Raw genomic sequence first — 21,812 nt, 5'->3', positions numbered from 1 at the left:
GGGGATCCGTACAGGGGTGCCGGGGAGCCAATCGCAATGTAGGTGGACCGGGCGGTTCCGTCAACAGGTCCAGACCACAACGGAGTTGGCGGACCGTTCGGCGGCGGGTGGATCAGTCGCAGAGCCGGTCGCCGAGCGGGCTGCGCGCGTACAGCACCATCCGGCCGTGCCGGGCCCGGGTGACCAGGCGGGTCGCGGCCAGCACCGCCAGGTGCTGGCTGACCGCACCGGGGGTGACGCCGAGCCGGCGGGCCAGCTCGGTGGTGGAGGACGGCTCCGACAGCAGGGCCAGCAGCCGGGCCTTCGGCGGGCCGACCAGCTGCTCCAGGGCGCGGGCGGCGGGCGGCGGCTGGACGGAGCCGCCCAGGGTCCCCTGGCCGCGCGCCGGATAGGTGATGGTCGGCGGGTGGTCCTCGCCGATCGAGGTGATGGCGCCGCGGGCGAAGCAGGTCGGCAGGAACACCAGGCCGCGCCGGCCGACCACCACGTCCACGTCCCCGCCGCCCCAGTCCCGGCGGATCGTCAGCACGCCGTCCTCCCACAGCAGCCGCCCGTCCAGGTCGCCGAAGAGCGCCGCCGCGCCGCGCTCCGCCAGGACCCGGGAGCGGTGCACGATGTCCGCGCGCAGGACCGACCTCGCCCGTGGCCACCACTGCGGGCTCAGGCACTGCTCCCAGTACTCCTCCAGGGCGTCCGCGATCCGGGCCAGCAGCCGCGCCGGGTCCGCCAGTCCGTCCGCCAGCGGCTGCGGGATCCGCCGGTCGTGCGGCAGGAAGGTCCGTACGAGCTGGCCGCGCAGCTCCTGCGGCGGCAGGGCCCGCACCTCGGCCAGCTCGGCGCGGATGTCCGGGAACGGCACGGCGGGCCGCGGAGTGAGGAAGTCCGGGACGTAGCGGTTGGTCGCCACCAGCGAGCGCAGCAGCACGCCGTCGACCTGTTCGAAGGCCGGCCGCATCCGCTCGAACCACGGTGTCTGGTGCACGTAGACCCCCGGGTGCGTCCACATCCGCAGGCTCAGCACCGTCTCCTGGAGCGGCGAGCAGGCGAACGAGGCGGCGGCCAGATCGGCCAGTCCCAGCCGGAAACGGTGCATTCGATCCCCCATTGTTCAGCCCCGGCCTAAATGATTACGGCCTGCCTCCCGGGCCGGGATGTGATCCTTCCATGACCGCCAGCACCGCCGGCCGCGCCGGCCTCACCGCCCTGCCCGCACGCCTGCTCCACCCCGACCCGATGGTGCGCAGGCTCACCCTGATCACCTTCGTCAACACCCTCGGCAACGGCCTGTCGATGACGCTCGGCGTGCTCTGGTTCACCCGGATGCTCGGCTTCGGCGCCGCCCAGGTCGGACTCGGGCTCACCGCCGCCGGGCTCTGCGGCGTCCTGGCGGGCGTGCCCGCCGGGCGGGCGGCCGACCGGTGGGGGGCCAAACGCGTCCTGGTCGCGCTGGTCACCGTGGAGGCCGTCGGCACCGCCGGCTACACCCTGGTCGACTCGTACGCCGTGTTCGTCCCGCTCGCCTGCCTGGTCGCCGCCGCCGACCGGGGCTCCGCGGCCGTCCGCAACGCGCTCTACGCCGAGGTGCTGCCCCCCGACGGCCGGGTGGCCGGCCGGGCCTACCTGCGCTCCGTCACCAACATCGGCATCGCGCTCGGCGCCTGCCTGGCGGCGATCGCCCTCCAGGTCGACACCCGTGGCGCGTACCTGGCGGCGCTGCTCACCGACGCCGGCTCCTTCGTGGTCGTGGCGGTGCTGTTCGCCGTGCTGGTCCCGGACACGGCCCGGTCGGCCGGCGCCGCCGACGCGGCCCGGAGCGGGCCGAACCCGGCCCTGCGCAACCTGCCGTTCCTGGCGGTGACCGCCCTGAACGGCGTCCTCACCCTGCAGTTCGCCATGCTGGAGGTCGGCGTGCCGCTGTGGATCGTCCGCGAGACCGAGGCGCCCCGCGCCATGGTCGCCGGCTCGATGCTGGTCAACACCGTGCTGGTGATCGCCCTCCAGGTCCGCGCCACCCGGGGCATCGAACGGCCCGCGGCGGCCGCCCGGGCCTTCCGGCACGGCGGGCTGCTGGTCGCCGGCTCCTGCGCGGTGCTGGCGCTCGCCCACGGCGTGCCCGCCGTCGTCGCCGCCCTGCTGGTGGTCGCGGGCGTCGGCCTGCAGGCGCTGGGCGAGGTGCTCGGCCAGGCCGGCACCTGGTCGCTCAGCTACGACCTGGCGGGCGAGGGCGCACACGGCGCGTACCAGGGCGTCTTCAACACCGGGCAGTCCGCCGCCCTGATGCTCGGCCCCGCCCTGGTCACCTGGCTGGTGATCGGTCAGGGCCTGCTGGGATGGGCGGTCCTCGCCGCCCTCTTCGCCGCGGGCGGCCTGGCGATGGGCCCCACCGTCCGCTGGGCCGAGGGCCTCTCCCGGGGCCGGACGGAGCCGGTGCCGGCGCTCTGAGCCTCAGCCGCGGGGCCGCGTTGGACGGCGAAGCCGCCCGTCACCGCACGGGCGGCGGGCGGCTCGGCGGCGGCGAGCAGCCGGGCTTCGACCGGCATGGCGGTCCTCCGGGTCGGTGCGGCGCGCCACCCCGGGCGGGCGCGACCGGGGTGGCGTCAGCGGACCACCTCGGGCAGCGGGCGGCGGTGCGGCAGGTCGGCCGGCCGGACGTCCTGCTCGGGGCCGGCCGCGCGCAGGACCACGTCGAGCACGCGGTCCGGGTCGCAGGCGTAGCCGCCGCTGGCCCAGGCGCAGTTGGCCTCGACCACGGCCCAGCCGCCGCCCGCGAGCAGGCCCACGTCGACGGTGACGGCACTGGGCAGGCCACCGCAGGCCAGCACGTCTGCGGTGAAGGCCAGCACCTGGGCGCGGTGCGGGTCCTCGTCCAGCGGGGCGACGTCGAGGCGGCCGTCGGCCAGGTAGCGGCTGCCGGTCAGCACCTCGCCGTCGAGGACGAACAGCCGGTACTCGCGCCGGAACGCGACGATGTCGCTGACCAGTACCGGAAAGTCGTCGTCCAGCGCGTCCGGGCCCGGCAGGCCGCTTCCGTCCGGGTAGATCCGGGCCGCGAACAGCTTGTCGTTCGGCGGCTTGACGAAGGCCGGCCGGCGCAGCAGGCGGGCCTCGGCCAGGGTGGTGCACTCGACGGTGCGCCGCGTCAGCTCGTACGGCAGCGCGGGGAGCCAGCCGGCCGGGTCCACCAGTGCGGCGATGCCCAGCTCCCGGCCGACCGCGTCCGCGAACAGCGGGCCGCCGTACAGGTGCGCCGGGCGCAGGCCGCGCAGTTCCTCGGGGACCTCCCAGCGGGTCGCGGTGTGGGCGCGGATCCCGCGTCGGCGGGCGGCGGTGAGCAGCTGCAGGCCGGTCTCGTTGATCCGGGGCGCGAGCAGCAGGAGGCGGTCGGTCATGGTGTCATGCTGCCGGAGCCGACCCGCCGCCGACCAGCGGGTTTCCGGTGCTCCCTGGCCTCGGCGGACCGCCTCGTGCGAGAGTCACCACCGTCCGACCCACCCTCAGCCGGAAAGCAGGCAGCCGTGATGACCCGCGAAGTACCCTTCGTCCGCATCTCCACCGCCGACGCGGTCACCACCCTGGAGCTGGACTCCCCGCACAACCGCAACGCCCTCTCAAGCCGGCTGATGGCGGAGCTGGCGAAGGGGCTGGCGGATGCGGCCGCCGATCCGGCGGTACGGGCCGTGGTGCTCGGCCACACCGGCAAGGTGTTCTGCGCCGGCGCCGACCTGTCGGAGGCCACCGGCGACGACCCGACGGTCGGCCCGCGCGGCCTGGTGGACATCCAGCGCGCCATCGTGGACTGCCCGAAGCCGGTGATCGCCGTGGTCGACGGACACGTCCGGGCCGGCGGTCTCGGCCTGCTCGGCGCGGCGGACCTGGTGATCGCCGGGCCGGCCTCCACCTTCGCGTTCACCGAGGTCCGACTGGGCCTGGCAGCCGCCGTGATCTCGCTGCCGCTGCGGCCCAAGCTGGACCCGCGGGCGGCCTCCCGCTACTACCTGACCGGCGAGACGTTCAAGGCCGCGGAGGCGGCCCGGATCGGCCTGGTCACCGAGGCCGCCGAGGACGCGCAGGCGGCGCTCAAGGCGGTGCTGGAGGCCGTCCGGCTGGGCTCGCCGCAGGGCCTCGCCGAGTCGAAGCGGCTGGTCAACATGGACGTGGTCGCCTCCTTCGAGCGGGACGCGCAGGAGCGGGTCGCCCAGTCGGCGCGGCTGTTCGGCTCGGCGGAGGCGCAGGAGGGCATGCGGGCGTTCCTGGAGAAGCGCCCGGCGCCCTGGGCGCGGTGACCGGCGGGCCGCCTCAGCTCCAGCGGATCGGTGAGCCGTCCTGCCACAGGTCGAGCACCGAGAGGTCCCCGGACGCCTGGATCCGGTCGGCCGGCAGGCGGTTCCAGAGCATCAGGTAGAGGTCGTGGGCCGGGCCGCCGACGGTGCAGTCGGCCGGGCCCGCGCCCTCGGTCACCACCACCGGGTCCTGGCTGATCGTCACCAGCCAGGCGGCCGGGCGGTCGGTGGGCCGGACCAGCAGGGTGCGGGGCCGCTCGCTGCGGAGCCGGCCGTGCGGCCGGGGCGTGAAGCAGGTGAGCAGCTCCGCGATGCCGTCCTCGGCGAACGCCGGGTCGGTCGGCGTCGGTACCGCGAATCCGCCGGCGGGCCCGGCCGCGGACTCGGCGTCCACGCGGTGCACGGCGGTCTCGTGCGCCTGCCGGCGGGCCCAGAAGGCCAGCGGGGAGGGCGCGGGCAGGAAGGTCCAGCAGGCCAGGTCCGCCGGGGCCTTCTCCAGCTCGGCCACCAGCGCGGCGTGGCCGTCCCGGAACCAGCCGACCAGCGCGCGGTCGTCCGGTTGCGGGCCCCAGGCGGCCTGTGAACCGGCCTCGTCCAGGGGGCGCCGGCGCCCGTCCCGGACGTGGGCGGCGGCCCAGCGGTGCACCTGGCCGGTGTGCAGGACGAGGTCCCGCAGCCGCCACTCGGGGCAGGTCGGCACCGGGGCGCCGAGGTCGGTGCGGTCGGCGGCGTCGGCCAGCAGGGCGCCCTCGCGGCGCAGCGCGTCGATGTGCTCGGAGATCTCCACGCAGGGCAGTCTGCCAGCGTTCGGATGTGATGTTGATCCCTCGCCCGGCCGACGCCGGGCCGGTGGCGGATACGGTATCCGCATGCCGATCACCCGTACGCTCCTGACCGCTGCCCGCTCCCGAGGCCGCCGTGCCGCCGGGCGGCTGGTGCACCGCGGGTGGCGCTGGGTGCAGGAGGTCGGCGCGGTGTCCAACCGGCACCCCGGCCCGTACCGCTTCGGCGAGTTGGGGGACGGCAGCAAGCTGGCGTTCCCGCTCGGCACGGTCTTCAACGAGCAGTCGATCGCCATCGGGCCGTTCTGCATCATCGGCGAGCGGGTCACCATCTCGGCGGGCTTCCTGCCGGGTCTCGACCTGGGCCCCGAGCCGATCGTCCGGATCGGTGGCGGCTGCGTGATAGGCCGGGGCAGTCACCTGGTCGGCCATCAGTCGATCGTGCTCGGGGACAACGTGTGGACCGGGCCGGGCGTCTACATCACCGACCAGGCGCACGAGTACCGGGACACCGAGCTGCCGATCGGCAAGCAGTGGCCGCGCAACGAGCCGGTCGAGATCGGGGCCGGCTCGTGGATCGGCACCGGCGCGGTGATCCTGCCCGGCGCCCGGATCGGCCGCAACGTGGTGGTCGCCGCCAACGCCGTGGTGCGCGGGGAGATCCCGGACCACAGCGTGGTCGCGGGAGCCCCGGCGAAGGTGGTCCGCAGCTGGACCGAGGACGAGGGCTGGCAGCCGCCGATCCGCTACGACGCCCCTCGCCCGCTCCCGGAGGGGGTCACCGCCGAGCAGCTGCGGGCGCTGGTCGGCTGGGACCTGCACCTGCCCGGCGAGCAGTAGCCGGACGGCGGCGCGGCCGGGCTCACTGCAGGCCCTGCCACCCCCAGCGCGGAGTGGGGCCCGGGTCGCCGAGGTCCTGTCCGACGGGCTCGGCGGACACCTCGCGAGCGATCCTGGTACCCCAGTCGAAGTACTCCATCACCCGTGTGCGCAGCAGCTCGTCGTCCGGCAGCTCCCGCGCGACGGCGACGCCCATCAGCTCCATCCAGCGGCCGCGCTGCTCCTCGGTGATCGACAGCCCGAGGTGGGCGCGCAGCAGGGCCTGGTGGCCGCCGAGTTCGGCGGTGAACCCGGCCGGACCGCCGAAGATCTCGCCCAGCCAGACGGCGACGTGCTCGATGTGGGTGCGGGTGAAGTCGGCGAAGACCGGCGCGAGCACGGGGTCGGCCAGCACCAGGTCGTAGAAGGTGTTGCTCAGCCGCCGCAGCGCGTCGATTCCGCCGACGGCCTCGTACAGGGTCCCGGTTGGCTCGGGCACGGGGTCCTCCTCAGGGTCGCTGTCACCAGCATCCACCGTCCGACGATCCGTCAGGCCGCTTTGTTCCCCCGCGTCCCACCGTTCTCAGCCGGCGGAACGCCAGGCGTCCGCGACCAGCTCCTCCAGCGTCGAGCGCTCCGGGCGCCAGCCCAGTTCACGCCGGATCAGTGCGGTGTCGGAGACCAGGCGCGGCGCCTCGGGCTGTGCCGGGCGGTGCACCACCGGCACCCGTCGGCCGGTCACCCGCTCCACCGTGGCGATGATCTCCAGCATGCTCGCCGGGGTCGCCCCGACGTTGTAGGTCGGGCCGGGCCGGGGCGCCTCCAGCGCCAGCAGGTAGGCCCGGGCCATGTCCTCGACGTGCACGAAGTCCCGCACCACGCTGCCGTCGCCGTTCAGCTCCAGCCGCGGGTACCGGCCGGCCGCCACCGCCAGCGCCTTCGGGATGATCCGGGCCTCGTCCACGTCCCCGGTGCCGGCCGCGTTGAAGCAGCGCAGCACCACCGCCTCCACCTCGTCCTTCGCCGCCCGCTCCCGCAGGAGTTCCTCGGCGGCGAGCTTGGACGCGCCGTACGGGTTCCCCGGCGCCGGCGGGGTCGACTCGTCGATCGGCCGGCGCCGCTGCGCCCCGTAGACCGCGGCCGTCGACCCGAAGACCACCCTGGTCCGGCCCGGCTGCCCGGCCAGCGCGTCCAGCAGGGCCGCCATCCCGCCGTGGTTGACCTCCCAGTGTGCCTCGGGCCGGTCCACCGACTCCCGTCCCCGCGTCAGCGCGGCCAGGTGGCAGACGCCGTCGACCCCGGCCAGCGCCGGCTCCAGCGCGGCCCGGTCCCGGATGTCGCCCTGCCAGACCCGGGCCACCGGGAGGTCCGGCCGCGCCTCGGCGCGCCGGGTGAACGCCCACACCTCGTGCCCCGCCGCGGCGACCTGCCGCACCACGGCGCCCCCGACGAACCCGAACGCCCCGGTCACCAGTACCCGCACGCCCCACCGCCCTCCCACGGCCGGCGCAGCCGGCCGACACCCCTCGCAGACCCGTCGCGCACCGGCCGCCACGACCACCCCATGATGACCGGCGAGGCCGGCCGGCGCGGAGTCCGGGCGGCCGTGCCGGTGTCCCTCAGCCGAGCCGGCGCAGGGTCACCAGGGCGGCCACGCCGTCGACCCGCAGCAGGTCCTCGGTGCCGGCGGGCAGCAGTGCCGCGTCGAAGCGCTCCAGCCGGAGGTCGGCGGTGCCCAGCGCGGCGCTGCCGGCCAGGCAGACCAGCAGCAGCTCGGCCCGCCCGGGCACCCGCAGCTCGCGCTGGTGGTCGGTGATCTCCACCTCGGCGGCGGCCCGGCCCCGGCGGGTCATCACGTTGAAGTCGACCACCGGGCCGTCCAGCAGCCGGCAGTCCGTGGCGGCGTCGCCGGCGAAGGCGAACGGCCGGAACGGCTCGGCCAGCCGGTGTTCGGTGCCGTCGACGGTGAGCGCCATGCCCGCGCCCTCGACCACGGTGATCACCCGGTCGACCTCCTCGAACCGGGAGAACGGGCCGCCGGCGCCGACCTCGGCCAGGCTCACCCGCCAGGCGAAGTCGGTCATCCCCGAGCCGGCCGGGAAGCCCGCCACCTCGCGGGTCACGCCGCCGCCGTTCAGCCAGGGGGTGGCCGTCCGGTCGCCCGCCCGCAGTACCTTGATCGTCGCCATCTGTCCCGTCCGTCCCGCTCGTGCTCTCGGCCGCATCCTGTCACGTCCGGTGCCGCGGGCCGTCGGTCGCCGGCCGGGCGGGCGGGAAACGCGGAGGTCCCGCCCCGCGCGCGGCGGGGCGGGACCTCGGCGGGGCGTCAGCCGATCGGGACGACCTTTTCGGCCTGCGGGCCCTTCGGTCCCTGGGTGACGTCGTACTCCACCCGGTTGCCCTCCTCCAGTGCCTTGAAGCCGGAGGTCTGGATGGCCGAGAAGTGGACGAACACGTCCGGGCCGCCGTTGTCCTGCTGGATGAAGCCGAATCCCTTGTCGGCGTTGAACCACTTCACGGTGCCAGTAGCCATCGGTACGTGTGTCTCCTTCGCTGCCACCGCGTGTGCCGGGCACACGCGCCCGTCGCAGCCCACTGCTGCCGGGACCGGGCGGTTTCCATCCTCCCCGGGCCGGGCCGTTCCGGCCGTCAGGCGGTCGGTGTGTCGCGTGGTGTGTCCCGCCGGGTACGGACGGTGTGCGGGCGGTTGCCGCCGGCCAGCGCGAGCAGTGCGGCCAGTGCGGAGGTCGCGGCCACGGTGGTGAGGGCGACGGGCAGGCTGCTGGCGTCGGCGAGGAAGCCGATCACCGGCGGGCCGATCAGCATGCCGGCGTACCCGAGCGTCGAGGCCGTCGCCACGCCCTGCGGCCCGCCGGCCGCGCCGGCCTGCGCGATCGCGAGCGGGAACAGGTTGGCCAGGCCGAGGCCGACCAGCACGAAGCCGCCCAGCGCCGCCGGGACGTTCGGGGCCAGGGCCGCCAGCAGCATCCCGCCGCCGGCGGTCAGGCCGCCGGCCAGCATCAGCCGGCGCTGGCCGAGGCGGACGGACAGCCAGGTGCCGCCGACCCGGCCGGCCGTCATGGCGAGCGCGTAGGTGGCGTACCCGGCGGCGGCGAGTCCGGCGCTCGCGTGCACGTCGTCGGTGAGGTGCAGGGTCGCCCAGTCGGCCAGCGCGCCCTCGCCGTACGCGGTGCACAGGGCGGTCAGGCCGAGCAGCAGCACCAGCAGGCGGACGTGCCGCCCGGGGGACGGCGACTGCGCCGGGTCGGTCGCCGGCCGGGCGGTCGGGGCCGGTCCGGCGTCCGGGGCGCGCAGCAGGACGACGCCCGCGCCGGCGGTGACCGCCAGCCCGAGCAGCCCGCCGAGGGCGAGTGCCCAGGCGGTGCTGAGGGTGCCCGCGAGCAGCCCGCCGACCGCCGCGCCGAGCAGGCCGCCGAGGCTGTACCCGGCGTGGAAGCTGGGCATGACCGGGCGCCGGAGCTGGGTGACCAGGTCGACGGCGGCGCTGTTCATCGCGACGTTCGCGGCGCCGTAGCCCGCGCCGAAGAGCAGCAGGACGGCGCCGAGCGAGGCCACCGAGTGGGTGTGCGCGGGCAGCGGGACGGCCAGCGCGAGCAGGGTGAGCGAGGCGACCGTGACCGGCCGGCTGCCGTACCGCACGCAGAGCCGGCCGACGATCGGCATGGTGGCCACGGCGCCGGCCGAGACGCAGAGCAGGGCGAGGCCGAGCGCGCTGTGCGAGGCGGCGACCTGGGCCCGGACGTCCGGGATCCGGACCACCCAGGCGGCGAAGAGGAAGCCGTCGACGGCGAAGAACGCGGTGAGGGCGAGCCGGGCGGCGGACCACGTGGTGGACGGGTCGGCGGACGAGGCGGCGGACGGGGCAGGGTGGGCGCCGGTGGCCTCGGGGGTGCGGCCGAGCGGGTGGTCGTGGGTGCGGTGCGGGACGGAAGTTTTGTTTATTGGCGGCACAAAGTCAGAATAGGGGAGTGCCGCACTCACCGACAAGCCAGTTCGCCGCCCACGAGCCCAGGCGCCGCCCCGTACCGGACCGGGGACGCACCCTGCTCGGCCCGGCGCTGCGCCTCGTCCACACCGGACAGGCCCCCACCCGCTCGGCGCTCACCAGCGGCCTGGACGTGACCAGGGCCACGGCCGGCGCCGTCACCGCCGAGCTGGAGGCGCTCGGCCTGATCACGGTCGACTCCCGCCCGGCCGGGGGCGGCCGCGGCCGGCCCTCGCACCGGCTGGCCGTCGACCCGGCGGGCCCGGTGGTGGTCGCCGCCCAGCTCCACGCCGACGGCGTGAGCGTCTCGCTGGCCGGCCTCGGCGGCCGCCTGGTCGAGCCCGTCCACCTGCCGCTGCCCGCCGCCACCGACCCGGTCCGGCTGCTGCGCGCCGTCACCGAGACCGGCGCCCGGCTCGCCGCCGACAGCGACCGCCGCTGCCTCGGGATCGCCCTCGCCCTGCCCAACCCGGTGACCGAGCCGGACGGGACCGCGCTCGCCGCCCTGCACTTCGCCTGGCCGAGCGGCACCCCGGTGGCCGACCTGTTCGCGGCCGAGGTCGCGCGGGCCGACTTCGGCCCCGGCGCGCCCGCCGAACTGCCCAGCGCCGTGGCCAACGACGCCAACCTCGCAGCCCTCGCCGAACACCGCCACGGCGCCGGCCGCGACGCCCGCCACCTGCTGCTGGTCACCTCCGGCCACCGCGGCGTCGGCGGCGCCCTGGTCATCGACGGCCGCCTGCACACCGGCAGCGCCGGGCTCGCCCTGGAGGTCGGCCACCTGACCGTCGACCCGCAGGGCCGCCGCTGCCCCTGCGGCAACCGCGGCTGCCTCAACTCCGAGACCGACCCCGACGCCCTGCTCGCGGCCGCCGGCCGGACCGCGGACCCGGCCCGGCCGGTCCTCGCCCAGGCCCGCGAGCTGGCCCGGTCCGCGGCGGTCAACCCCGCCGCCCGCGCCGCCGTCGAGCACGTCGTCGACCGCCTCGGGCTCGGCCTGGCCGGGCTGGTGAACATCCTCAACCCGGACCGGATCGTGCTCAGCGGCCTGCACCTCGACCTGCTCGCCGGTGCCCCCGAACGGCTGGCCGCCGTGGTCGCCGACCGCTGCCTGTGGGGCCGCAGCGGCCGGATGCCGATCGTCCCCGCCCAGGTCCGCCACGCCGGCCTGGTCGGCGCCGCCGAACTCGCCTGGGAGCCCTACCTCGACGACCCCCAGGCGGCCGCACCGGCCTGACCGCGAGGGCGGGCGGCGGCGTAGTCTCGGAGCGCGGCGGCGGCAGGGCCGTTCGGGAGAGGTCCGGAGGAGCGATGGCGTACCTGCTCGACCATGTGGTGCTCTGGGTGGCGGACCCGGTGCGGTCCGCCGCGTTCTACCGGGAGGTGCTCGGGCTGGAGCCGCTGCGGCTCGCCGAGTACCGGGCCGGTGAGGCGCCGTTCGTCAGCGTCCGGGTGACCCCGTCGACCATCCTCGACCTGACCCCGCGCAGCAGCGCGCCGGCGCTGAACGCCACCCCGGGGGCCGAGGGCAGCGCCGGGCATCCGGTCAACCACGTCTGCCTCGCGATGACCGCCGAGGAGTACGACGTCCTGCGCGCCCGGCTCGCCGCCGGCGGGCACCGGGTGACGCCCGACCAGGCGGACCTCTACGGGGCCCGCGGGCTCGCGCCGCGCTCCTGCTACTTCCCGGACCCGGACGGCAACATCATCGAGGCCCGGCACTACGACCGGTAGCGCGGGCCGGCTCCCACAGGGCGTACCGCAGCGGGGGCGTGGAGAAGCGCACGATTTCATCAACCGGCATCGACGCGACCGGTTCCAGGCGCAGGATGCACCGGGTGAGGATCAGGCCGGCCATCTGGGTGCAGAAGTTGCCGGCCCTGCGGTGGGCGTCCGGGCCGCCGATCCGGGCCGCGATCTTGTCGATCATCTCCCGTTCGATCACCTCCTTCACCAGCGCGGCCAGCGCCGGGTCCTGGGCCGCGCCGCCCAGCATGGCGCGCAGCGGCGCACCGGCCTCCGGGTCGTCCCAGACGGTGAGCATCGCCCGCAGGGCGCGCTGCGGGAACGTCGCCAGGTCGCCTTCGAGGGTCTGCGCGAGGAGCTCGGCGGGGTTGGCGGCCAGCGCGAGGCAGGCGCCGAACAGGCCCTTCTTGGAGCCGAAGAAGTAGCTGACCAGGGCGAGGTCCACGCCCGCCTCGGCGGCGATCGACCGCAGGGTGACCGCGTGGTACCCCTCGGCGAGGAAACGGCGGCGCGCGACGTCGAGGATCTGCGCCCGGGTGTCCGGGCTGCCGGCCCGCCGGCCCCGGCGCGGCGATTTATTCATCACGGTTGAAATGCTAGTCGCGTCGCCGCCAGCCTGGATCGCAGGCCACCGGAACAGCCCGGCAGCCGTCACCGGGAAGAAGGTCAACCATGCCTGCCGTCAAGCCGCCCGACCCGTCGGCCGCCACCGGGCAGCCGGTCCGCCACGGCGCCGTCCTCCTCGTCACCTGCCTCGCGCTGGCGACCGTCGTCGCCGCGATGGCCTCGCTCAACGTGGCCCTGCCCGACCTCGGCCGGGAGACCCGCGCGAGCCAGACCCAGCTGTCCTGGATCATCGACGCCTACAGCCTGGTGTTCGCCGCGCTGCTGCTCCCGGCCGGTGCGATCGGCGACCGCTTCGGCCGCCGCCGGGCCCTGCTCGCCGGCCTGGCGATCTTCGGCGGCGGCTCCGGGCTGGCCGCCCTGACCACCGACCCGACCACGCTCGTCGCGCTGCGCGGCGTCCTCGGGATCGGCGCCGCCCTCGTCATGCCGGCCACCCTGTCGACCATCACCAGTACCTTCCCGCGGGCCGAGCGGACCAGGGCGGTCAGCGTCTGGGCGGCCGTCGCCGGTGCCAGCGCGGTGGTGGGCCTGCTCGCCTCCGGCACGCTGCTGGAGCTCTGGTCCTGGCGCTCGGTGTTCCTGCTGAACGTCCTGCTCGCCCTGGCGGCCCTGGTGGGCACCCTGCTGTTCGTCCCCGAGTCGGCGGAGTCCGACGCCCCGCGGGTCGACGTGGCCGGCGCCATGCTGGTGGCGGCGGGCCTGGCGGCGCTGGTGTACTCGGTGATCGAGGCCCCGACCCGCGGCTGGGGCGACCCGGCGACCCTCGGCGGACTCGGTCTCGGCCTGGCCGTGCTGGCCGGCTTCGTCGCCTGGGAGCTGAGGCAGCGTCACCCGCTGCTCGACCCGCGGCTGTTCCGCAACCGCCGCTTCGCGGCCGGGTCGATCTCGATCACGCTGCAGTTCTTCGCCTTCTTCGGCTACATCTTCGTGGTGATGCAGTACCTGCAGCTGGTCCGGGGCGACAACGCGCTGGTCGCCGCGGTGAGCGTGCTGCCGATGGCCGTCGCGATGGTACCGGTCTCCCGCCTCAGCCCGGCCCTGACCGCCCGGTTCGGCGCCCGCCGGCCGTGGATCGCCGGCCTGCTGCTGATCGCCGCCGCGCTGGCCGTCCTGGCCGCGCTGGACGGCGACAGCCCGTACGGGCTGGTCGTCGCCGGGCTGCTCCCGCTCGGCGCCGGCATGGGCCTGGCGATGACCCCCGCCACCACCGCCGTCACCGACGCGCTGCCGCGCGCCCTCCAGAACGTCGGCTCCGCCACGAACGACCTGTCCCGCGAACTCGGCGGCGCCCTCGGCATCGCCGTCCTGGGCAGCATCCTGAGCGCCACCTACCGGAGCCACCTGGACCTGCCGGGTGTGCCCGCGCACCTCGCCGACCAGGCCCGCTCCTCCCTGGCCGCCGCGAGCGGCGCCGGCGGGGCGGTGGCCGAACAGGCCAGGACGGCGTTCGTGGACGGCATGCAACTCGCCCTGCTGGGCGGCGCCGCCGCCACCGTGCTCGCGGCGCTCGTGGTGGCCCTGCTGCTACGGCGATCCGGACCGCCCGCGGACGCCGGCCGGGACGGCGCTGGCGCGGCGGCCACCCGGGCCACCGTGGTCCGGATGCCGGAGCGCGTCGACAGCTGACGGCACACCAGAACGAGCGGCGCGCCTCGGGGGAGGGAATCGGGAGGTGGGGCGCCGGTGTTCGCCCCGGCATGAACGACTCGCACTCCGCGGAGCTCCTCCGCTACGCCGCATTCACCGCCGACCCGGCCGGCGGCAACCCCGCCGGCGTGGTGCTGGACGCCACCGGCCTCGACGCCGCGGACCAGCTCGCCGTCGCCGCCGACCTCGGCTACTCCGAGACCGCCTTCCTCACCCCCGCCGCCGCGGGCGGCCGCGCCTTCGCCGTGCGGTACTTCAGCCCCAGGGCCGAGGTGCCGTTCTGCGGACACGCCACGGTGGCCGCCGCCGTCGCCCTCGCCGAGCGGATCGGGGCCGGGGAACTGCTCTTCGAGACCAAGGCCGGCCCCGTGCCGGTGCTGGTCGAGGCCGGCCCCGACGGCGTCCTGGCGGCGACGCTGACCAGTGTCGAGCCGCACGTCGAGCCGGTCGCCGCGGCGGACCTGACGGAGGCGCTGGCCGCACTCGGCTGGAGCGACGGCGAGCTCGATCCTGCCTTCCCGCCGCGGGTCGCCTACGCCGGCGCCCGGCACCTGGTGCTCGCCGCGGCCACCCGGGCCCGGCTCGCCGAGCTCTCGTACGACTTCGAGCGGCTGGCCGCGCTGATGACCCGGCTCGACCTGACCACCCTTCAACTGGTGTACCGGGAGTCCGAGCACGTGTTCCACGTCCGCGACCCGTTCCCGGTCGGCGGCGTCGTGGAGGACCCCGCCACCGGCGCGGCGGCCGCCGCCCTCGGCGCGTACCTGCGGGAGGTGCACGGCGTCCAGGAGGCGGAGCTCACCCTGCACCAGGGCGAGGACCTCGGCCGGCCGGGCGTCCTGCGGGTGGAGCTGCGCGCCGGCGACCCCCGGATCCGGGTCAGCGGCACGGCCGTCCCGATCGGGCCGCGCCGGGGCTGATCCGCCCGCACACCACGCGCACACCAAAGGCGCCCTACGGTCGGCGGCGGTCCCACCGGCCCGGTGACAGGATCTCGTCGAGCACGTCCGCGACGATCCGGTGGACCGTGGCCTCCAGCGCCGGGGCCCCTGTCGCCGGAGCCCCTGCCGCCGGTTCCCCGATGCCGGCGGCGAGGGCGTCCGACTCCCGCCGCCGAGCCCAGTCACGTGCCCTGCGGATGCGTTCGAGCAGCTCGTTGGCGTTGACCTCAGACATGCCCCGACGCTCCCACCGGCCCGCCGGGCGGGGGCGCCGACATGCTCCGGGCCGCCGCGAGGTTCACCCCTTTCCCGCACCCGGGCGCGCCTGGCCGTCGTGTACTACGGGAGGAGTAGCCGCGGCCACGCCGCCGGGCTGACGACCGACCGGCGGCGCCGCGGCTAGCCTTCCGGGCATGACGGATCCGCAGCCGCCCTGGCAGCCTCCCTGGGTACGAGCCGCCAAGGCCGGCTGGCCGGTGGCGCTCGCGGTTCTGGTGGCCGTGGTCCAGGTGGCCGGCTCGGCCGCCGCCGCCCGTCACCAGCCCGACCGCGACCCGCTGGACGCCTTCGGCTACGCGCTGCTGCTGCTCGGGCCCGCGCTGCTGGTGCTGCGCCGGCGGTGGCCCGCGGCGGTCACCGTCGGCGCGACGGCGGTGACGTTCGTCTACGTCGTCGCGGGATACCCGTACGGGCCGGTGTTCCTCAGCATGCTGGTGGCCTTCGGCTCGGCGGTGCAGCTCGGCCGGCGCCGCGTGGTGTGGGTGTGTGCGGCCGCGGCCTACGCCGCCCACCTGCTGATCGGGTACGTGGTGCCGGCCGGCTGGCTGGGTGCTCCGTCCGGCGCGCCGCGGGGCTGGCAGGAGCTGGGCGTCGCCGCCTGGCTGCTGCTGGTCCTGGCCGGGGCCGAACTGCTGCGCTTCCGCCGGGAGCGGATCGCGGCCGTGCGGGAGGCGGCGGCGCAGGCCGAGCGGCGCCGGGTCGACGAGGAGCGGCTGCGGATGGCCCGCGAGCTGCACGACATCCTCGCGCACAGCATCTCGCTGATCCACCTCCAGGCCGGGGTCGCGCTGGAGCTGATCGACAGCCGGCCCGAGCAGGCCCGCAGCGCCCTGGTGACCATCAAGGCCGCCAGCAAGGAGGCGCTCGGCGAGGTCCGCCAGGTACTCGGCGCGCTGCGCGGCCCGGCGGGCGCCGCGCCGCGCAGCCCGGCCCCCGACCTGGGACGGCTGGACGAGCTGGTCGACCAGGCCCGGCACGCCGGGCTCGCGGTGACCGTCCGCACCGTCGGCCCCGCCCGCCGGGCGCCGGCCGGTCTGGGCCTGGCCGCCTTCCGGATCGTCCAGGAGGCGCTCACCAACATCCTGCGGCACTCCGCGGCCCGGACCGCCGAGGTCCTGGTGGACTGGCAGGACACCGGCCTGCGGGTGCGGATCGAGGACCCGGGGCCGGCCGGCGCGGGCGATGCGGACGGGTCCGGCACCGGGCTGATCGGCATGCGCGAGCGGGCGTCGGCCCTCGGTGGCACCCTGGCGGCGGGGCCGCGCGGCGCCGGGTTCCGGGTCGAGGCCTGGCTGCCGATCGCGCCCGGTGCCGCCACCGAGAGCGAGGCGAAGTGATCCGGGTCCTGCTGGCCGACGACCAGCTGCTCGTGCGGGCCGGCTTCCGCGCCCTGCTGGAGGCGCAGCCCGACCTCGCCGTGGTCGGCGAGGCCGACGACGGCGAGCAGGCCGTCCGGCTCGCGGCCGAACTGCGCCCCGACGTCGTGCTGATGGACATCCGGATGCCCCGCCTGGACGGCCTGGAGGCCACCCGCCGGATCGGCCTCGACCCGGAGCTGGCCGCCGTCCGTGTCGTGGTGCTGACCACCTTCGAGCTCGACGAGTACGTCTTCGAGGCGCTGCGCTCGGGCGCCGCCGGCTTCCTGGTCAAGGACACCGAACCGGCCGACCTGGTGCGGGCCGTGCGGGTCGCCGCCGCCGGTGACGCCCTGCTGTCGCCCGGCGTCACCCGCCGTCTGATCGGCGAGTTCGCGGCCCGGTCCAAGCGGCCCGCGGAGCCGGCCGACGCGGTCCTGGCCGTCCTGACCGACCGGGAGCGCGAGGTGCTGGCCCTGGTCGGCCTCGGCCTGTCGAACGAGGACATCGCCCGCCGCCTGGTGGTCAGCCCGTTCACGGCCAAGACCCACGTCAGCCGGGCGATGGTGAAGCTCGGCGCGCGCGACCGGGCGCAGCTGGTGGTGATCGCGTACGAGTCCGGGCTGGTCCGTCCGGGCTGGCTGGGCTAGCCGGCCGCCGGGGCCGGGCGCCCTCCGCCGGGCCCCGGGGACGGACACGATGCGCGCAGGTCCCGGCCGGTCCGGTTGGTCCGGCCGCGGGGGGCGGATCGGCCGGTGACAGGATGGCGTGATGACGACGAACCTCCCGGACCCCGGGTTCTGGTCCGGTGCCGGCCCCCGCCACGGCGACCTGCGCGCGGCCAAGGAGCTGGTGTACGACCCGTGCGGGTTCCACTGCTCGCCGCCGGTGGCCGAGCCGGAGAGCGCCGACTACGGGGCGCACGCGTTCACCCTGGACGGGCGCGGGATCCGGTTCCGTACCGGCCGGACCACCCCGGCCAAGGTCGGCCAGTTCGTCACCGTGTGGCAGCGGTCCGCGGACGGCCCGATCCGGCCGTTCGACGCCGGCGACGGGGTCGACCTGGTGGTCGTCAGCACCCGTGACGGCGGGCGGTTCGGGCAGTTCGTCCTGCCCTGGGAGGTGCTGCGCGAACGGGGCGTCGTCGCGAGCGGGGGAGCGGGCGGCAAGCGGGGGTTCCGCGTCTACCCGCCGTGGGCCGCGACCGCCAACCGCCAGGCCCGCGGCACCCAGGCCTGGCAGCTGGAGCACTTCCTGCCGATCGGCGGGGACGGGCCGGGGGACGGGCCGACCGATCTCGCCCGGGCCCGCGCGCTGTACCACCGCTGAACCCGCCCGGCGGATCCGCCCGGACGACGACCGGGCGCCACGTGCTCGATGGGCACCCGTGCCGCTCCGCGGCCGCGCGCCGCCTCGTCCCCGTAGCGGTCCTGCCGGTAACAGGCGCCGGCCGTGGTTCCTCCCACCGCTCGCGGTCCTGCGGGCGCAGTGCGCCGGTCTCCCTCACGGGCCCGTCCTGGCACGGCGGCTGCCCGCCGCGGTCCGTTCCGACGCGCCCCCGCGCGCCCGGCTACTCCCGGGGGAGTAGGGCGGGTGCCGCTGCCCGTACGACGCGCCGGGGGCGGTCGGGGCGGGAGGCTCGAAGGGCCCGGGAAAGCCGGGAACCGAGCCTGCCGACAAGGGAGATGGACCGCCATGTACACCCTGCTTGCCGATGCCGACGGACACTGGCCCGGCCCGTGGATCCTGCTGATCCCGCTGTTCTGGCTGGCGGTGGTCGCGGTGGTGGTGACGGTCGCCCGCCGGGCCGGATGGCGGCGCGGCTGCGGCGACGGGCCGCTGGCCGTCCTCGGCCGCCGCTACGCGAACGGCGAGATCGACGCCGACGAGTACCGCGCGCGCCGGGTCGTGCTGACCGAGAAGCACCAGGGCGGTGCCAAGTGAGCACCGTCGTCGGGCTCCGGGCCGCCGCCCGGGTGGAGGGCGCGGTCAAGGAGTACGGCTCGGGCGACACCCGGGTCCGGGCGCTGGACGCGGTGACGGTGGACTTCCCGGCCGCCCGGTTCACCGCGATCATGGGGCCCTCGGGCTCCGGCAAGTCGACCCTGATGCACTGCGCCGCGGGCCTCGACACGCTGACCGGCGGCCGGGCCTACCTCGGCGACACCGAGCTGGGCGCCCTCGACGACCAGCGGCTCACCCGGCTCCGCCGGGAGCGGATCGGCTTCGTCTTCCAGGCCTTCAACCTGCTGCCCACCCTGACCGTGCGGGAGAACGTCACCCTCCCTCTCGACCTCGCGGGCCGGGCCCCGGACGAGGAGTGGCTGACCACCCTGATCGAGGTGGTCGGCCTGGGCGGGCGGCTGCACCACCGGCCGGGCGAGCTGTCCGGCGGCCAGCAGCAGCGGGTCGCCGTCGCCCGGGCCCTGGCCGGACGGCCGGAGGCGGTCTTCGCCGACGAGCCCACCGGCAACCTGGACTCCCGCACCGGCGCCGAGGTGCTCGGCCTGCTGCGCCGCGCGGTGGACGCGATGGGCCAGTCCGTGATCATGGTCACCCACGACCCCACCGCCGCCGGCTGGGCCGACCAGGTGCTGTTCCTCGCGGACGGCCGCCTGGTCGACACCATGGACGCGCCCACCGCCGACCGCGTCCTGGACCGGATGAAGGACCTCGACCGGGGTGAGGGCCGGTGACCGCCGCCGCCCCGCGCGCCGCGGCCGCCCGGAACGCCACCCTGCGGATCGCGCTGCGCTCGCTGCGCGCCCACCGCCGCCGACTGGCCGGGACCTTCCTGGCCGTGCTGCTCGGTGTCGCCTTCCTGTCCGGCACGATGGTCCTCGGCGACACCCTGCGGGCCAACTTCGACACCCTGTTCGCCGACGCCGAGCGGGGCACCGACGCGGTGGTCCGCAGCGCGGACGTGCTGGACGCCCCGAACACCCCCGGCGGGGTCCGCGCTCCCGTCGACGCCGCGCTCGCCGACCGGCTGCGCGCCGTCGCGGGCGTGGCGGCCGCCGAACCCGCCGTCCAGGGCGGCGGACAGCTGGTCGGCAAGGACGGCCGGCCGGTCGGCGGCCAGGGGCCGCCCACCCTCGCGGGCAACTGGCTCGCCGACGGCGGGCTGAACCCCTACCGGCTGGCCGAGGGCCGGGCCCCCGCCGCACCGGGCGAGGCGGTGCTCAATCGGGGCGCGGCCCGGGCCGGCGGACTGCGCGTCGGGGACACGGCCGTGCTGCGCACACCGGACCCGGTCCGGATCACCGTCGTGGGGATCGCCACCTTCGGCGCCGGAGCCGACGGCATGGGCCCGAGCACCTTCACGGCGCTGACCCTGGCGGACGCCCAGCGCCACCTGACCCCGAAGGGCGAGGGCCAGGCGAGCTCGATCCGGGTGCGGGCGGTCGACGGCCTGTCGCAGCGTCAGCTGGTGGACCGGCTGCGGCCCGTCCTGCCGGCCGGTGTGGAGGCGCTGACCGGCGCGGACGCCACGGCGGAGAGCACCGCGCAGGTGTCGGGGCGGTTCCTGACCATGTTCACCACCCTGCTGCTGGTCTTCGCCGGGATCGCGCTGCTGGTGGCGACCTTCACCATCCACAACACCTTCGCCATCGTGGTGGCCCAGCGGACCAGGGAGAACGCCCTGCTCCGAGCCCTCGGCGCGAGCCGCCGCCAGGTGCTGGCTGCCACCCTCGGCGAGGCCCTGGCGGTCGGACTGCTGGCCTCGGCGGCCGGCCTGCTCGGCGGGATCGGTATCGCGGCCGGGCTGAAGGCGCTGTTCTCCGCGGTGGGCTTCTCGCTGCCGACCGGCGGCATGGTGATCGGCGCGGCCGCCGTCCTGCTGCCGCTGCTGGTGGGTACCGCGGTGGCGGTCGGCTCGGCCCTGCTGCCGGCCGTCCGGGCCGGGCGGACGGCGCCGCTGGCGGCGCTGCGCGACACCGCCGTGGACGACGCGGCGAGCGGCCGGCCGGCCCGGCTGCGGGCCGCGCTCGGGTCCGTCCTCACGGCCGGCGGCGCGGGCCTGACCGTGTCGGGCGCGGTGGACGGACCCTCCGTGCTGCGGACCGCCGGCGGCGCGGTGGCCGTCCTGGCGGGCCTGGTGGTGCTGGGCCCGGTCGCGGCGGCGCTCGCCGTCCGCGCCATGGGCGCTCCGCTCGCGCGGCTGCGCGGGGTGACCGGGGTGCTCGCCCGGCGCAACGCCGCGCGCAACCCCCGGCGGACCGCCGCCACCGCCACCGCGCTGATGGTCGGGGTCGCGGTGGTCGGTATGTTCACCGTCTTCGGCGCCTCGATCCGGGCCACCATGGACGACACCGTCGCCCGCTCCTTCGCGGGCGACCTGGCGGTCACCGCCCCCGCCTTCGGGGCCGGCGGCAGCGGGGTCAGCCCGAAGCTCGCCGACGCGCTCGACGGGCTGCCCGAGGTCCGCCGGGCGGTCGCGCTGGGCCGTGGCGTGGCCCGGATCGACGGCCACGGCCGGACCCTGGACGTCGCCGACCCGGCGCGGCTGGACTCGGTGGTGGCGCTCGGCCGGGTCGACGGCTCGCTGGGCGCGCTGGGCACCGACGGGCTCGCGGTGTCCCGGACCGAGGCGGCCGGGCACGGCTGGCAGGTCGGCACCACGGTGACCGTCGCCTTCGCCGACGGCGCCCAGCCGTTCACCGTCCGGGCCCTGTTCGACGGCGGCGGGGTGGCCGGCGACTACCTGATGACCCCCCAGGCCTGGTCCCCGCACCGGGGGCAGGACAGTGCCAGCCTGATCGCCGTCGCGCTGCGTCCCGGCGTCGCGCCCGCCGACGGCCGGGCGGCGGTGGAGCGCACGGCGGCCGCGTACGGCGGCCCGCAGGTGCAGACCCGGGAGGAGTACGCGGCGAGCGCGGCCGGCGGTGTCGACATGATGCTCTCGGTCGTCTACGCGCTGCTGGCGCTCGCGGTGCTGATCGCGCTGCTCGGCATCGCCAACACGCTGACCCTGGCGGTGCACGAGCGGACCAGGGAACTGGGGCTGCTCCGGGCGGTCGGACAGACCAGGGGAGCACTGCGGGCCATGGTGCGGTGGGAGTCGGTGCTGGTCGCGGCCTTCGGCACGGTCGGCGGCCTGGGGCTCGGGGTCTTCCTCGGCTGGGCGCTGGTCCGGGCCTCGGACGGCGCGGGGACGGGTTCCTTCGCCGTCCCCGCGGGGCAGTTGGCGGTGGTCCTGGTGGCGGGGCTGGTCGCGGGTGCGGTGGCGGGCCTGCGGCCGGCGGCCCGGGCGGCGCGGTTGGACGTCCTGGCGGCGATCGGGGCCGAGTAGCCGCCGGCGTCCGCTTATCGGGCCCGCGCCGCCGGTC

The 21,812-nt window shown here is 76.4% G+C and carries 23 protein-coding genes; 13 read left to right on the top strand and 10 right to left on the bottom strand.

Features of this window, described 5'->3' with window-relative positions; translation table 11 throughout:
* Positions 1–112: 112 nt before the first annotated feature.
* Positions 113–1,093, bottom strand: coding sequence for an ArsR/SmtB family transcription factor (locus OG871_RS08780; protein WP_371495666.1), 981 nt, complete (start codon positions 1,091–1,093; stop codon positions 113–115).
* Between the two features lie 71 nt (positions 1,094–1,164).
* Here OG871_RS08780 and OG871_RS08775 point away from each other — a divergent pair, with 71 nt between their 5' ends.
* A complete protein-coding gene (locus tag OG871_RS08775) occupies positions 1,165–2,442 on the top strand; it encodes an MFS transporter (RefSeq protein ID WP_371495664.1) in 1,278 nt (425 codons plus the stop codon).
* A 155-nt stretch (positions 2,443–2,597) separates the two neighbouring features.
* On the opposite strand, the gene OG871_RS08770 is transcribed toward OG871_RS08775, so the two are convergent.
* Entirely contained in the window at positions 2,598–3,389 is a 792-nt protein-coding gene (locus OG871_RS08770; RefSeq protein WP_371495663.1) for an ATP-grasp domain-containing protein, read from the bottom strand.
* 129 nt (positions 3,390–3,518) lie between these two features.
* Between OG871_RS08770 and OG871_RS08765 the strand changes: the two genes are divergently transcribed.
* Positions 3,519–4,283, top strand: a complete 765-nt coding sequence (locus OG871_RS08765) for an enoyl-CoA hydratase family protein (RefSeq protein WP_371495661.1) — start codon at positions 3,519–3,521, stop codon at positions 4,281–4,283.
* Between the two features lie 13 nt (positions 4,284–4,296).
* Here the strand turns inward: OG871_RS08765 and OG871_RS08760 are convergent, their stop codons facing one another.
* Entirely contained in the window at positions 4,297–5,067 is a 771-nt protein-coding gene (locus OG871_RS08760) for a maleylpyruvate isomerase family mycothiol-dependent enzyme (RefSeq protein WP_371495659.1), read from the bottom strand.
* A gap of 82 nt (positions 5,068–5,149) precedes the next feature.
* Between OG871_RS08760 and OG871_RS08755 the strand changes: the two genes are divergently transcribed.
* Entirely contained in the window at positions 5,150–5,902 is a 753-nt protein-coding gene (locus OG871_RS08755; protein WP_371495658.1) for a DapH/DapD/GlmU-related protein, read from the top strand.
* 22 nt (positions 5,903–5,924) lie between these two features.
* Here the strand turns inward: OG871_RS08755 and OG871_RS08750 are convergent, their stop codons facing one another.
* The 5 genes from OG871_RS08750 to OG871_RS08730 form a co-directional block, all read right to left on the bottom strand.
* Complete coding sequence (locus tag OG871_RS08750; protein ID WP_371495656.1) at positions 5,925–6,380, bottom strand: group II truncated hemoglobin; 456 nt, start codon at positions 6,378–6,380, stop codon at positions 5,925–5,927.
* 84 nt (positions 6,381–6,464) lie between these two features.
* Positions 6,465–7,364, bottom strand: a complete 900-nt coding sequence (locus tag OG871_RS08745) for an NAD-dependent epimerase/dehydratase family protein (protein WP_371495654.1) — start codon at positions 7,362–7,364, stop codon at positions 6,465–6,467.
* A gap of 136 nt (positions 7,365–7,500) precedes the next feature.
* Entirely contained in the window at positions 7,501–8,070 is a 570-nt protein-coding gene (locus OG871_RS08740) for a HutD family protein (RefSeq protein ID WP_371495652.1), read from the bottom strand.
* 137 nt (positions 8,071–8,207) lie between these two features.
* On the bottom strand, positions 8,208–8,414 hold the full coding sequence (locus OG871_RS08735) for a cold-shock protein (RefSeq protein WP_371495651.1): 207 nt from the start codon (positions 8,412–8,414) through the stop codon (positions 8,208–8,210).
* Positions 8,415–8,530: 116 nt separating this feature from the next.
* Positions 8,531–9,853 (bottom strand): MFS transporter, encoded by a 1,323-nt coding sequence (locus OG871_RS08730; RefSeq protein ID WP_371495650.1) that lies wholly within the window; start codon positions 9,851–9,853, stop codon positions 8,531–8,533.
* Between the two features lie 17 nt (positions 9,854–9,870).
* Between OG871_RS08730 and OG871_RS08725 the strand changes: the two genes are divergently transcribed.
* Both OG871_RS08725 and OG871_RS08720 read left to right on the top strand, forming a co-directional pair.
* A complete protein-coding gene (locus tag OG871_RS08725) occupies positions 9,871–11,124 on the top strand; it encodes an ROK family protein (protein WP_371495648.1) in 1,254 nt (417 codons plus the stop codon).
* 74 nt (positions 11,125–11,198) lie between these two features.
* Positions 11,199–11,621, top strand: coding sequence for a VOC family protein (locus OG871_RS08720; RefSeq protein ID WP_371495646.1), 423 nt, complete (start codon positions 11,199–11,201; stop codon positions 11,619–11,621).
* On the opposite strand, the gene OG871_RS08715 is transcribed toward OG871_RS08720, so the two are convergent.
* On the bottom strand, positions 11,593–12,216 hold the full coding sequence (locus tag OG871_RS08715) for a TetR/AcrR family transcriptional regulator (RefSeq protein ID WP_371503247.1): 624 nt from the start codon (positions 12,214–12,216) through the stop codon (positions 11,593–11,595). The two genes, OG871_RS08720 and OG871_RS08715, sit on opposite strands and share 29 nt — an antisense overlap.
* An 89-nt stretch (positions 12,217–12,305) precedes the next feature.
* On the opposite strand from OG871_RS08715, the gene OG871_RS08710 reads away from it, so the two are divergent.
* The gene (locus OG871_RS08710) at positions 12,306–13,886 is read left to right on the top strand and encodes an MFS transporter (protein ID WP_371495644.1); all 1,581 of its coding nucleotides are present in this window, start codon (positions 12,306–12,308) and stop codon (positions 13,884–13,886) included.
* A 71-nt stretch (positions 13,887–13,957) separates the two neighbouring features.
* Positions 13,958–14,827: a PhzF family phenazine biosynthesis protein gene (locus OG871_RS08705; RefSeq protein WP_371495642.1), complete on the top strand. Its 870-nt coding sequence runs from the start codon at positions 13,958–13,960 to the stop codon at positions 14,825–14,827.
* A 34-nt stretch (positions 14,828–14,861) separates the two neighbouring features.
* On the opposite strand, the gene OG871_RS08700 is transcribed toward OG871_RS08705, so the two are convergent.
* Positions 14,862–15,083: a hypothetical protein gene (locus OG871_RS08700; protein WP_371495641.1), complete on the bottom strand. Its 222-nt coding sequence runs from the start codon at positions 15,081–15,083 to the stop codon at positions 14,862–14,864.
* A gap of 178 nt (positions 15,084–15,261) precedes the next feature.
* On the opposite strand from OG871_RS08700, the gene OG871_RS08695 reads away from it, so the two are divergent.
* From OG871_RS08695 to OG871_RS08670, 6 genes are all read left to right on the top strand, one after another.
* A complete protein-coding gene (locus OG871_RS08695; RefSeq protein ID WP_371495639.1) occupies positions 15,262–16,464 on the top strand; it encodes a sensor histidine kinase in 1,203 nt (400 codons plus the stop codon).
* Positions 16,461–17,132: a response regulator gene (locus tag OG871_RS08690; RefSeq protein ID WP_371495637.1), complete on the top strand. Its 672-nt coding sequence runs from the start codon at positions 16,461–16,463 to the stop codon at positions 17,130–17,132. Before OG871_RS08695 ends, OG871_RS08690 begins: the two co-directional genes overlap by 4 nt.
* 121 nt (positions 17,133–17,253) lie before the next feature.
* Positions 17,254–17,811, top strand: a complete 558-nt coding sequence (locus OG871_RS08685; RefSeq protein WP_371495636.1) for a MepB family protein — start codon at positions 17,254–17,256, stop codon at positions 17,809–17,811.
* A 366-nt stretch (positions 17,812–18,177) separates the two neighbouring features.
* Positions 18,178–18,426: an SHOCT domain-containing protein gene (locus OG871_RS08680; protein WP_371495634.1), complete on the top strand. Its 249-nt coding sequence runs from the start codon at positions 18,178–18,180 to the stop codon at positions 18,424–18,426.
* Positions 18,423–19,178, top strand: a complete 756-nt coding sequence (locus tag OG871_RS08675) for an ABC transporter ATP-binding protein (protein ID WP_371495632.1) — start codon at positions 18,423–18,425, stop codon at positions 19,176–19,178. The genes OG871_RS08680 and OG871_RS08675 overlap by 4 nt, the downstream gene beginning before the upstream one ends.
* Positions 19,175–21,775 carry an ABC transporter permease gene (locus tag OG871_RS08670; RefSeq protein ID WP_371495630.1) on the top strand — a complete coding sequence of 867 codons (2,601 nt, stop codon included), beginning with the start codon at positions 19,175–19,177 and terminating at the stop codon, positions 21,773–21,775. Before OG871_RS08675 ends, OG871_RS08670 begins: the two co-directional genes overlap by 4 nt.
* The last annotated feature ends 37 nt before the right edge of the window (positions 21,776–21,812 follow it).

The organism is Kitasatospora sp. NBC_00374 (genome assembly GCF_041434935.1).
Taxonomy (GTDB): domain Bacteria; phylum Actinomycetota; class Actinomycetes; order Streptomycetales; family Streptomycetaceae; genus Kitasatospora.
Note: the sequence above shows the minus strand (reverse complement) of the source record. Positions and strands in the feature narration are given on the sequence as shown.